The organism is Symbiopectobacterium sp. Eva_TO, assembly GCF_053848865.1.
The window spans coordinates 2,286,342-2,298,791 of sequence record NZ_JBSPEY010000004.1; the positions used below are offsets into that span (position 1 = coordinate 2,286,342).

Sequence of the window (12,450 nt, forward strand, 5' to 3'; positions counted from 1 at the left end):
ACGTTATAGATTTGAACAATTCTATTATCTTTACCCATAAAAAAGCCAGCGCGCTCGCGCTGGCTTTTTCTTGGTTAGCGTGGATTAACCTTTAATTTGCGCATGCATTTCCTGCACCGAGGTCACCTTCTCGGTCGGATCCGCATTGAGCGCCATCGCCGTGGCGAAGCCGCCGTTCATGGTCGTATCGTAGTGCACCTTGTACTGCAACGCGCTGCGGCGAATCAGTTTGGAATCTTCAATCGCCTGACGCCCTGCGGTCGTGTTGACGATATACGTGTACTCGCCGTTCTTGATACGGTCCTGAATGTGCGGACGTCCTTCATGCACCTTGTTCACCAGACGCGGATTAATACCCGCTTCACCTAGCTCAATGGCGGTGCCGTGAGTCGCGTCCAACTCAAAGCCGTGTTTCAACAGCTTGGCCGCCAAATCCACAACGCGTGCTTTATCGCCTTCACGAACCGAGAGCAAGGCACGTCCTGATTTCTTCATCGGTGAGTTGCTGCCCAGCATCGCCTTGGCGAACGCTTCGGCAAAGGTGCGACCCACCGCCATTACTTCGCCGGTAGAGCGCATTTCTGGCCCTAAAATCGGGTCAACGCCGGGGAACTTGTTGAACGGCAGCACCACTTCCTTCACGGAGTAATACGGTGGGATAACTTCTTTGGTGACACCCTGCTCCGTCAGCGTCTTGCCTGCCATCACGCGCGCGGCCACTTTCGCCAACGGTACACCGGTCGCCTTGGAGACAAATGGAACGGTGCGCGCTGCACGTGGGTTCACTTCAATCAGGTAGACTTCGTTGTTCTTCACAGCGAACTGCACGTTCATCAACCCACGCACGCTCAGCTCGAACGCCAGTTTTTCTACCTGCTGGCGCATCACATCCTGAATTTCTTTTCTCAGCGTATAAGCCGGCAATGAACAGGCAGAGTCACCGGAGTGCACGCCCGCTTGTTCGATGTGTTCCATGATGCCGCCAATCAGCACGCGCTCGCCGTCACAGATAGCGTCCACGTCCACTTCAATGGCATCATCGAGGAAACGGTCCAGCAGCACCGGCGCATCGTTGGACACGCTGACCGCGTTCTGGAAGTAACGGCGCAAATCGACTTCGTCGTAAACGATTTCCATCGCACGGCCGCCCAGCACGTAGGAGGGACGAACCACTAGCGGATAACCGATGCCGCGCGCTTTTTCCACCGCTTGCTCGATGGAGGTAACGGTGGCATTTTCCGGCTGTTTCAGGCCCAGACGATTCACCGCCTGTTGGAAACGCTCACGATCTTCTGCACGGTCAATAGCATCCGGGCTGGTGCCAATAACCGGCACACCCGCAGCTTCCAGCGCACGCGACAGTTTCAGCGGCGTTTGGCCACCATACTGCACGATAACGCCTTTCGGTTTCTCGATACGGACAATTTCCAGCACGTCTTCCAACGTGACGGGCTCGAAGTAGAGACGATCAGAGGTGTCGTAATCGGTTGAAACCGTTTCCGGGTTACAGTTGACCATGATGGTTTCATAACCGTCTTCACGCAGCGCCAGCGCCGCATGCACACAGCAGTAGTCAAACTCGATGCCCTGTCCGATACGGTTCGGCCCGCCACCCAAAACCATGATCTTGTCGCGATCCTGATTCGGATTAGCTTCGCACTCTTCATCGTAAGTGGAGTACATATATGCGGTATCGGTAGCGAACTCTGCCGCACAGGTATCGACACGTTTGTAGACCGGGTGCAGATCATATTTGTCGCGCAGTTTGCGAATTTCGTTTTCAGACACACCGGCCAGCTTCGCCAGACGCGCATCGGCAAAGCCTTTACGTTTCAGGGTGCGCAGGAAATCGGCCGTCAGTGCCGTTGCGCCCTTCTCAGCAACCTGCTCTTCGAGACGCACCAGCTCTTCAATCTGCACCAGGAACCAGCGATCAATGTTGGTCAGGTTAAACACGCCATCCACAGACATGCCAGCGCGGAAAGCATCTGCCAGATACCAGATACGCTCAGCGCCCGCGTCTTTCAGTTCGCGGCGAATTTTGGTCAGCGCTTCCGGATCGTCCAGATCCACTTTCGAATCGAAGCCCGTTGCGCCGACTTCCAGACCACGCAGCGCTTTTTGCAGCGACTCTTGCTGGGTACGGCCAATCGCCATCACTTCACCGACCGATTTCATTTGGGTGGTCAGGCGATCGTTGGCACCAGCAAATTTTTCGAAGTTAAAGCGCGGGATCTTGGTAACAACATAGTCAATGGAGGGCTCGAACGATGCCGGGGTACGACCACCGGTGATATCATTCATCAGCTCATCCAGCGTATAGCCCACGGCCAGCTTGGCGGCAATCTTGGCAATCGGGAAACCCGTCGCTTTGGAAGCCAGCGCGGAGGAGCGCGATACACGCGGGTTCATTTCGATAATGATCTGGCGACCGGTTTTCGGGTTAACCGCAAACTGCACGTTGGAACCGCCGGTTTCTACCCCGATTTCACGCAGTACCGCCATGGAGGCGTTACGCATGATTTGGTATTCCTTGTCCGTCAGGGTTTGCGCTGGCGCAACTGTAATGGAGTCACCGGTGTGGATACCCATGGCATCCAGGTTTTCAATGGAACAGACAATGATGCAGTTGTCTTTCTTATCGCGCACCACTTCCATTTCATACTCTTTCCAACCGATGAGGGATTCATCAATCAGCAGCTCTTTGGTCGGTGACAGATCCAGACCGCGCGCGCAAATTTCTTCAAACTCTTCACGGTTATAAGCGATACCGCCACCGCTGCCGCCCATGGTAAAGGAGGGACGGATAATGCAGGGATAGCCCACATCGGCGGCCACGGCCAATGCTTCTTCCATGGTATGCGCGATGCCGGAACGCGCGGTTTCCAGGCCAATTTTCTTCATGGCGATATCGAAGCGGCGGCGATCTTCCGCTTTATCGATAGCATCGGCGGTCGCACCGATCATGGTGACGCCAAACTCCGCCAGCACGCCCTGCCGCTCAAGCTCGAGCGCACAGTTCAGCGCTGTCTGGCCGCCCATAGTCGGCAGCACCGCATCAGGACGCTCTTTTTCGATGATTTTACGCACCACTTCCCAGTGGATCGGCTCGATATACGTCGCATCGGCCATTTCCGGGTCCGTCATGATGGTCGCCGGGTTGGAGTTCACCAGAATGACGCGATAACCCTCTTCACGTAACGCTTTACACGCCTGCGCACCAGAGTAATCGAATTCACAGGCCTGACCGATAACGATCGGGCCGGCACCAAGGATCAGGATGCTTTTAATATCAGTACGTTTTGCCATTTTTCTGCTCCCGATTATTTACCATTGGCACGATAAGATTGAATCAGTTCGATAAAGTGATCGAACAAAGGGGCCGCGTCGTGCGGACCAGGGCTTGCTTCCAGGTGTCCCTGGAAACTGAATGCCGCTTTATCCGTGCGATGAATCCCTTGCAGGGAGCCGTCAAACAGCGATTTATGCGTCGGGCGCAGCGTCGCTGGCAGTGAGTTTTCATCCACCGCGAAACCGTGGTTCTGCGCGGTGATCATCACACAGTCGGCATCCAGATCTTTCACTGGGTGGTTACCACCGTGGTGGCCAAATTTCATTTTGACCGTTTTAGCACCACTTGCCAGCGCCAGCAGTTGGTGACCCAGGCAGATGCCAAATACCGGAATATCAGTCTCCAGGAAGGCTTTGATCGCCTTGATGGCGTAGTCACACGGCTCCGGGTCGCCGGGGCCGTTGGAGAGGAAAATACCGTCCGGATTCAGTTTGAGCACTTCTTCAGCAGAGGTCTGGGCAGGCACAACCGTCAAACGGCAGCCACGATCGACCAGCATACGCAGAATGTTGCGCTTCACACCGTAGTCGTAAGCCACTACGTGGTACGGCAATTCACTTTCCGCTTTGGCAGCAGGCAGGTCGCCGGTCAACGTCCAGCGACCTTGCGTCCAGCCATAACGTTCCTGCGTTGTCACTTCTTTTGCCAGATCCATGCCTTTCAGGCCAGGGAACGCTTTGGCTTTTTCCAATGCCAGTGCCGCATCCGGCGCATCCCCGGCAATAATGCAGCCATTCTGCGCCCCCTTCTCACGCAGCAAGCGAGTCAGCTTACGCGTATCGATATCGGCGATGGCAACGATGTTATTGCGTTTCAGATAATCTGAGAGGCTCTCTTCATTACGGTAGTTGCTGGCAATCAGAGGCAGATCGCGAATAACCAGGCCTTGAGCATGAACAGAGGGGTATTCTTCGTCGCTGGCGTTAGTGCCGACATTACCAATATGGGGATAAGTGAGAGTGACAATCTGGCGGGAATAGGAAGGATCAGTGAGGATTTCTTGATAACCGGTCATCGACGTATTGAAGACCACTTCCCCCACTGCCGTTCCCTCTGCCCCGATGGCACGACCGTGGAATTGGGTTCCGTCTTCCAGAACCAATAGCGCTGACTTAATCAAAACACCCTCCAAGGAATAAAAAATCATGTTATCTGCATATTAATTCAGGTTAGCCACTCCAAATCAATGCAAAAATTACCTTTTCAGTAAACTTTTGGAAAATTGCGCGCATTTTAATGATGGTCGTTCAACTTGTCCACTCTAACCGCTATTTTTCTTCATTTTTTATGGCTTACGGCGTCACTGACTTACCACAGCCACAAAAGCAGCCATCAAAAAGGCAAAGTAAACGGTTGCCTGGTGACATTGTTAGCCAGAAGGAAATATTTGACCAATAGATGCCTGACAGGGCAATGAGCGGTTAAAAAAACGCCAACAAAATCTTTATAAAGAAGAGAAAAAAAACTTACATCAACTACGACATAATAAAATTATAAAATGCATATAATTAAAAAGGATGGAAAATAATCCATCCAATTCAATAATTTAAATTACATATAAAATCAAAGATCATTGAGAGAAAGCACGTCTCTCATATCGAAAAGACCTGATTTATTATCCTTCAACCAGATTGCCGCACGAATAGCACCATTAGCGAAGGTCATACGGCTGGAAGCCTTATGGCTAATCTCAATGCGCTCACCAACATCCGCAAACATTGCAGTGTGCTCACCGACGATATCTCCGGCACGCAAGCTGGCAAAACCGATACTGTTTGGCACACGTTCACCGGTGTGGCCCTCACGCGCATAGACCGCGCAGGTTTTCAGATCGCGCCCTAACGCTCCTGCAATGGCTTCTCCCATGGCTAACGCCGTCCCCGACGGGGCGTCCACTTTATGGCGGTGGTGCGCTTCCAGGATCTCGATATCCGTGTAGTCGCCCATCACCGTGGCCGCTTTCTCCAGCAATTTCAGCATTACGTTGACACCCACACTAAAGTTGGCGGCAAACACAATGCCAATCTCTTGTGCAGCCTCGCTGATAGCCGCTTTGCCTGCATCATCAAAACCCGTGGTACCGATAATCATGCTCTTGCCATGCTGGCGGCAGAATGCCAGATGCGCCAATGTGCCTTCCGGGCGCGTGAAATCGATGAAGACATCAAAATCATCACGTACCGCATCCAGCGAATCCTGCACAATAAAGCCCAGCGTGCCCAGTTCGGCCAATTCTCCGGCATCAACGCCAACCAACGATGAGCCCTCACGCTCTAGCGCCGCACCAAGTACAGCCCCCTCCATCTGCGAAACAGCCTGGATCAGTTGACGCCCCATTCGACCACCGGCACCGGCAATCGCTACACGTATTGCATCCTTCATCGTTATCTCTCTTTTTTCACTTGCGCCGTAAAAACGTTCTCAGGTTAGCGGGCCAACGCGATGGCTGCCAGCGGATTTCACGCAGGATTAGAAATTTCTGACAAAAAGGGGAAATAATCAGTAAAAGCTATCAGTCAGAAGGCATTCACTGCACGCTGACAGATAAATCCCCCCAAATAGGCAACGCATAATCATGCAGTTTTTATGAATTCGAAAAAGGGGATAATTCAGATAAAAAAATAGCAGGGATAACACCCTGCTATTTTTTACTCTGCCTCATGCCAGTATCAATCGATCTGCTTTACTTCCACGCGCAGCTCTTTTGGTACTTCAAAGACAATGTTCTCTTCACGGCCTTCCAGCTCGAGCGCGACTTTCCCCCCGAAGGATTTAAGACGTTCAATCACTTGCTGCACCAGAATGTCCGGTGCAGACGCACCCGCCGTTACACCGACACACGCCACATCCGTGAGCCAGCGCTCCTGAATATCGTTCGCAGAATCGATAAGGTAAGCGGGAATGCCGGCACGCTGAGCCAGTTCTGCCAAGCGATTGGAGTTGGAAGAGTTTTTCGCCCCCACCACCAGCACCACGTTTGCGCGTTCCGCCAGATAACGCACTGCTTCCTGACGGTTCGTGGTGGCGTAGCAGATATCGTCTTTACGTGGGCCGATAATTTGTGGGAAACGCTCACGCAGTGCATCGATTACCGCGGAGGTGTCATCCACCGACAGCGTGGTTTGCGTCATAAAGCAGAGGTTACCCTCATCTTTAACCTGCAAATTCCACACATCTTCCGGTGACTCCACCAGATACATGCCGCCATCATCGTTGCTGTACTGCCCCATGGTGCCTTCTACTTCAGGGTGTCCCGCATGACCGATCAGGATAGCTTCTACCCCTTTACGGCTGGCGCGCGCCACCTCCATATGGACCTTGGTCACCAACGGGCAAGTGGCATCAAAGACGGTCAGATCGCGATTCTTTGCTTCCGCCCGTACAGCCTGAGACACGCCGTGTGCAGAAAAAATCAGTATTGCGCCATCAGGCACTTCGCCAATCTCTTCAATAAAGATCGCACCGCGATCGCGCAAGCCATCCACCACGTAGCGGTTATGCACGACTTCATGGCGCACATAAATCGGCGTGCCATAAATTTCCAGCGCACGCTCGACAATGCTGATAGCGCGATCGACGCCCGCGCAGAAACCACGCGGATTAGCCAGTAAGATTTGCACGCTCAACCTCCTGCGCGACAGGATCGATATCCATCACCTCAACATCAAAGCTTACGTGATGACCCGCCAGCGGATGATTGAAATCGACCATAATCGATTCTTCCGCCACTTCACGAATCACGCCGGGCATATCATTTCCCGCCACGCCGCTGAACAGCATGATGGTGCCCACGTCCGGTACGCCGGTCTCGGCAAAATCGCGGCGCAGAAAGAACTGAATCAAATCCGGATTGGACGGCCCGAAGGCCGATTCCGGCGGCAACGTGAAACAGTGTTTATCTCCCCGACGCAAGCCGAGGAGTTGCTGTTCCAGTGCCGGAGACAGGCTCTCATCCCCCAGGCGAAACAGCGCGGGTTTACCCCGTTCGCGGGTCGATTCCGCAACGCTGCCATCTTCCAGCGTCAGCACAAAATGCAGCAGTACGGCGCTGGTATTCTGTACGCTTTGCGTCATGCCTGCCCCTTCGGCTTCGCCGAGGCGTCGTGAGGTGCCAGAAAGCCTTCCAGCACTACCAGACCTGCCCCGATACAGATAGCCGTGTCCGCCAGATTGAACGTTGCGAAGTGCCAGTCACCGACGTAGAAGTCAATGTAATCGACCACAAAGCCGTGCCAGGTTCTGTCGAACAGGTTTCCCAGCGCACCGCCGATAATCAGCGCATAGGCGATATTGCTCAGCTTCTGGTCGGCGCGGTTACGGTACATCATCACCAACAGCGCCACCACGATCATGATGGCGACACCGGCAAAGAACCAGCGCTGCCAGCCGCCTTTATCTGCCAGGAAGCTAAACGCCGCACCGTAGTTACGGGCATAGTGGAGGTTTAACGAGGGGAACAGCGCCCAAGTTTCACCCAGTTCGAAATTCGCCAGCACCCAGTATTTGACGCCAAGATCCACCGCCAACACTACCAGCACCAGCCAGCGCAACCCGCTTGAACAGATCGATTTATTCATCAGACAAATTTACGCTCTTCGCCATTACCGCCCACATTCGTGGCACAGCGTCCGCATACCTCTGGGTGTGCAGCATCCACACCGATATCGGACTCATAGTGCCAGCAACGCGGGCACTTGTGCCCATTCGTTTTGCTTAAGGCAATTTTCAGGCCAGAGAGTTCACTCGCCTGCGCATCCGCCGGAGCATCTTCATAGCGTTCAACCCGCGCCCTGGAGGTCAGCAGTGCAAAATGCAACTCCTGTTGCAGACGCCCCAGCTTCTCGGACAGCTCAGCATCAGCATACAGCGTTACCGCCGCTTCCAACGAACCACCAATACGCTTGTCGTTACGCGCTTGCTCAATCACCTTGTTCACTTCGGCCCGCACTTTCAGCATGTCGGCCCAGAACGCATCATTCAGGGTTTCCTCTTCCGCCAGCCCGAACAGGCCGTCATACCACTCTTCGGTAAACACGTACTGTGCGCGTTTACCCGGCAGGTAGCCCCAGACTTCATCGGCGGTGAAGGACATGATCGGTGCCATCCAGCGAACCAGCGCTTCCGCAATATGAAACAGCGCGGTCTGGCAACTGCGGCGCGCCACGCTGTCATGCTTGGCGGTGTATTGGCGATCCTTGATGATGTCCAGATAGAACGAGCCCATTTCGATGGAGCAGAACTGCATCAGGCGTTGCACCACACGGTGGAAATCGTAGCTTTCGTACGCTTCAACGATCTCTTGCTGTGCGGCTTGCGCGCAGCCTACTGCCCAACGATCCAGCACGACCATCTCTTCCGGCTTCACACTGTGCAAGGCCGGATCGAACCCGTTCAGGTTTGCCAGCAGGAAACGTGCGGTGTTACGGATGCGGCGATAAGCATCGGCAGAACGTTTGAGGATTTCATCGGACACCGCGATCTCGCCGGAATAGTCGGTGGAGCCGATCCACAGACGCAGAATATCCGCGCCCAGCTTGTCCATCACGTCCTGCGGCGCAATGGTATTGCCGATGGATTTGGACATTTTGCGGCCCTGACCATCGACGGTGAAGCCGTGAGTCAGCACCTGACGATACGGGGCTTTACCCTTGATCGCCGTAGAGGTCATCAGCGAGGACATGAACCAGCCGCGATGCTGGTCAGAGCCTTCCAGATACATATCGGCTGCATGCCCTGCAAATTCCGGGCGCACATCCACCACCGAGGCGTGGGTCGATCCGGAATCGAACCACACATCCAGCGTGTCTGGCACTTTGACATAATTGGCAGCATCAGCACCCAACAAGTCGGCCGGATCGAGATCCCACCATGCCTGAATGCCGTCCTGCTCAACGCGTTTAGCCACCGCTTCGATCAGCTCCGGCGTGCGAGGGTGCAACTCTTCGGTTTCTTTATGAACAAACAGAGACATCGGCACGCCCCAGGTACGCTGGCGCGAGATACACCAGTCTGGGCGGTTGGCAACCATGGACTCTATGCGCGCCTGACCCCAATCCGGGATCCACTGCACGCCTTTGATTTCAGACAGCGACTGCTGACGCAGCCCTTTTTGATCCATGCTGACGAACCACTGCGGCGTGGCACGGAAGATGATTGGCGACTTGTGACGCCAGCAGCACGGATAGCTGTGTTGCAGTTTTTCCACATGCAGCAACGCGCCTCTTTCACGCAGCATGTCAACGATGAGGTCATTGGCTTTGAAGACGAACTTGCCGTCCAGATTGGGGTGCGTACCCGGCAGGTAACAGCCGTTCGGCCCCACCGGATTGGCGATTTCGAGCTGGTATTTCTGGCTGATGACATAGTCATCTGGACCGTGGCCGCCCGCGGTATGCACTGCACCGGTACCGGCATCCAACGTGACGTGGTCGCCCAGAATCGCAGGCACATCGAAATTCAGGAACGGGTGATTGAAACGCAACAGTTCAAGATCGGAACCCTTGCAGTCGCCCAGCACGGTCCAGCTTGTTACGCCCAGACGCGTCATCACTCTTTCCACCAGATCGGCGGCCAGAATCAGCGCTTTGCCTTCGATTTGCACCAGTTGATAAGCAAACTCGGCATTCACGGCGATCGCGCGGTTCGCGGGCAGCGTCCACGGGGTAGTGGTCCAGATAACCAGTGCAATCGGGCCTGCAACAGCAGTGACACCGAATTTCGCCGCAACAGCTGCCGCATCAACAGCAGTAAAAGCCACATCAATAGACGGAGAGGTTTTATCGTAATACTCCACCTCAGCTTCTGCCAATGCAGAACCGCAATCGGCACACCAGTGCACCGGTTTAGTCCCTTTGTGCAGGTGCCCGTTGTCGATGATCTTGCCGAGAGCGCGGATGATATTCGCCTCGGTATTGAAATCCATGGTCAGATACGGGCGATCCCAATAGCCCAACACGCCGAGGCGGATAAAGTCTTTCTTCTGCCCTTCAACCTGCTCCGCCGCATACTTGCGGCAAGCCTGACGAAATTCTGCCGCGCTCACCTTCTCGCTCGGCTTGCCAATCAGTTGCTCGACTTTCAGTTCAATAGGCAGACCGTGGCAGTCCCATCCCGGTACGTACGGCGAGTCATAACCGGCCAGTCCTTTGGATTTGACAATAATATCTTTCAGAATCTTGTTAACTGAGTGACCTATGTGAATGTTGCCATTCGCATACGGAGGGCCGTCATGCAGAATGAAGGTTTTCTTGCCCTTTTTCGCCTGACGAATAATTCCGTACAAATCCTGTTCATACCAACGTTTCAGCATGTCAGGTTCACGCTTGGCCAGATCGCCACGCATCGGGAACCCTGTTTCCGGCAAATTCAGGGTAGTTTTGTAGTCACTCATTAGATTCTCGATTTAGTTTCGGCCATACCTTGGGGTATGAATATTACACCCGTGCTGCTAACCCGAAAAACGTCCGGGCCGTCACCACATCCTCGGCGATTTGCTGCGTCAATGCCTCTAGCGACGCAAACCGCTGCTCATTTCGTATTTTCTTACACAGCGCCACGTCTATATGACGCCCGTACAGAGCCATGGCGACATCCAGCAGGTGCACTTCCAACTGCTGGCGTTTATCGCCGTCTACCGTTGGCCGGGTGCCGATATTGGCGACGCCGGGAAACGGCGTCGGGCCAAGGCCGTAGACTTCAACGGCATACACCCCACTAACCGGGGATACCTGGCGTTTCATCGGCAGATTCGCGGTCGGAAATCCCAACGTTCTGCCCAGCGCTTTACCATGCACCACGCGCCCGGAAATCGTGTAAGGGTGACCCAACAATTCTTGCGCCAGCGGCAGATCGTCATGCAGCAAGGCATCACGTAGTGCGGTACTGCTTACGCGCCTACCGCCATTGCAGAACGTCGCCGTGCTGATAACGTCGAAACCATGGGCCTGCCCCTCCTCCTGTAATAACAGGAAATCACCTCTACGACCAGCCCCGAAGCGGAAGTCATCCCCCACAACGAGAAATTTCACACCCAGTTTTTCCACCAGAAGGTGGCGCACAAAGTCTTGCGCATCGTGTGCGGCAAACGCTGCATCAAACTTAACGCACAATAGTGCGTCAACGCCTGCGCGCGCCAGATAGTTCACCTTGTCCCGCAGCCGGGTAAGACGCGCAGGCGCATGATCGGCAGCAAACAATTCGAGCGGCTGTGGCTCGAAAGTCATCACCATCACCGGCAAACCACGCGCCAGCCCCTCCTGCTTTAGTCGCTCAAGCAGCATTTGATGCCCACGGTGTACACCGTCAAAATTGCCGATGGTGAGCACACAACCATAATGGCGTGCCCGGAGATTGTGTATACCGCGGATTAGCTGCATGGCGACTCAGGAACAGTTTGGTTAACGATATGGAAATCGGCGGATTATACCTTGTACAGCGGTTAAGGTTAAGGCGCGATTCACGCCTTTTGTCACGCAATTGCTCGGTAGTGCCTACCGTTCTTGCCATGCATTGCCCCTACGGCGTTGCTTCGCATGAGCAAAAATTCCTCTTTCTTATCAAAAGTTCGTCAGGTAAACGCGAATTTCTGTCGGGAAACGCTGTATTCCCGAGCGCGAAGCTGTTAAAATCCTGCGCCATCACAACGTAACAAGCGTCGGCGTACAAACGGCGCTTATTTGCACAAATCCATTGACAAACGAAGGCTAAACGGGCATATTCCTCGGCCTTTGAATTGTCCTCGATAGAATATATTTGGGAGTTGGACCTTGGCTAATATCAAATCAGCTAAGAAACGCGACGTACAGTCTGAGAAGCGTCGCAAGCACAACGCTAGCCGTCGTTCCATGATGCGTACTTTCATCAAGAAAGTATACGCCGCGATCGCTACTGGCGATAAAGAAGCTGCACAAAAAGCGTTTAACGACATGCAACCGATTGTGGATCGTCAGGCTAGCAAAGGTCTGATCCACAAGAACAAAGCATCTCGTCATAAATCCAACCTGGCTGCTCAGATCAACGCACTGTAATTATTGCTTGCGTAGACATCTGTCTTCCTCGTTGTAAGAAAAAACCGGCTCTGGCCGGCTTTTTTGTTTCTG

The 12,450-nt window shown here is 53.9% G+C and carries 9 protein-coding genes; 1 reads left to right on the top strand and 8 read right to left on the bottom strand.

Translation table 11 applies throughout. From position 1 onward, the window contains the following. Window positions 1-84: 84 nt before the first annotated feature. The 8 genes from carB to ribF all read right to left on the bottom strand — a co-directional run bounded on the left by carB (window position 85) and on the right by ribF (window position 11,727). The gene (carB, locus tag ACWWJF_RS14045) at window positions 85-3,309 is read right to left on the bottom strand and encodes a carbamoyl-phosphate synthase large subunit (RefSeq protein ID WP_455869786.1); all 3,225 of its coding nucleotides are present in this window, start codon (window positions 3,307-3,309) and stop codon (window positions 85-87) included. Between the two features lie 14 nt (window positions 3,310-3,323). Beyond that, window positions 3,324-4,472 (bottom strand): glutamine-hydrolyzing carbamoyl-phosphate synthase small subunit, encoded by a 1,149-nt coding sequence (gene carA / locus ACWWJF_RS14050; protein ID WP_455871091.1) that lies wholly within the window; start codon window positions 4,470-4,472, stop codon window positions 3,324-3,326. A 443-nt stretch (window positions 4,473-4,915) separates the two neighbouring features. Then, a complete protein-coding gene (gene dapB, locus ACWWJF_RS14055) occupies window positions 4,916-5,734 on the bottom strand; it encodes a 4-hydroxy-tetrahydrodipicolinate reductase (RefSeq protein WP_455869787.1) in 819 nt (272 codons plus the stop codon). 287 nt (window positions 5,735-6,021) lie between these two features. Beyond that, complete coding sequence (gene ispH, locus ACWWJF_RS14060; RefSeq protein ID WP_455871092.1) at window positions 6,022-6,972, bottom strand: 4-hydroxy-3-methylbut-2-enyl diphosphate reductase; 951 nt, start codon at window positions 6,970-6,972, stop codon at window positions 6,022-6,024. Further along, entirely contained in the window at window positions 6,953-7,426 is a 474-nt protein-coding gene (gene fkpB / locus ACWWJF_RS14065) for an FKBP-type peptidyl-prolyl cis-trans isomerase (protein WP_455869788.1), read from the bottom strand. Before fkpB ends, ispH begins: the two co-directional genes overlap by 20 nt. Further along, window positions 7,423-7,929, bottom strand: a complete 507-nt coding sequence (gene lspA, locus ACWWJF_RS14070) for a signal peptidase II (RefSeq protein WP_455869789.1) — start codon at window positions 7,927-7,929, stop codon at window positions 7,423-7,425. The genes fkpB and lspA overlap by 4 nt, the downstream gene beginning before the upstream one ends. Beyond that, window positions 7,929-10,742, bottom strand: a complete 2,814-nt coding sequence (ileS, locus tag ACWWJF_RS14075; protein WP_455869790.1) for an isoleucine--tRNA ligase — start codon at window positions 10,740-10,742, stop codon at window positions 7,929-7,931. The genes lspA and ileS overlap by 1 nt, the downstream gene beginning before the upstream one ends. A gap of 43 nt (window positions 10,743-10,785) precedes the next feature. Then, a complete protein-coding gene (gene ribF, locus ACWWJF_RS14080; protein ID WP_455869791.1) occupies window positions 10,786-11,727 on the bottom strand; it encodes a bifunctional riboflavin kinase/FAD synthetase in 942 nt (313 codons plus the stop codon). Window positions 11,728-12,117: 390 nt separating this feature from the next. Between ribF and rpsT the strand changes: the two genes are divergently transcribed. Further along, window positions 12,118-12,378 (top strand): 30S ribosomal protein S20, encoded by a 261-nt coding sequence (gene rpsT / locus ACWWJF_RS14085; RefSeq protein ID WP_455869792.1) that lies wholly within the window; start codon window positions 12,118-12,120, stop codon window positions 12,376-12,378. Window positions 12,379-12,450 lie beyond the last annotated feature (72 nt).

Bases quoted from the DNA above. Each gene is read 5' to 3' on its own strand.
- carB (WP_455869786.1), bottom strand. From the start codon at position 3,309: ATGGCAAAACGTACTGATATTAAAAGCATCCTGATCCTTGGTGCCGGC.
- dapB (WP_455869787.1), bottom strand. From the start codon at position 5,734: ATGAAGGATGCAATACGTGTAGCGATTGCCGGTGCCGGTGGTCGAATG.
- fkpB (WP_455869788.1), bottom strand. From the start codon at position 7,426: ATGACGCAAAGCGTACAGAATACCAGCGCCGTACTGCTGCATTTTGTG.
- lspA (WP_455869789.1), bottom strand. From the start codon at position 7,929: ATGAATAAATCGATCTGTTCAAGCGGGTTGCGCTGGCTGGTGCTGGTA.
- ileS (WP_455869790.1), bottom strand. From the start codon at position 10,742: ATGAGTGACTACAAAACTACCCTGAATTTGCCGGAAACAGGGTTCCCG.
- ribF (WP_455869791.1), bottom strand. From the start codon at position 11,727: ATGCAGCTAATCCGCGGTATACACAATCTCCGGGCACGCCATTATGGT.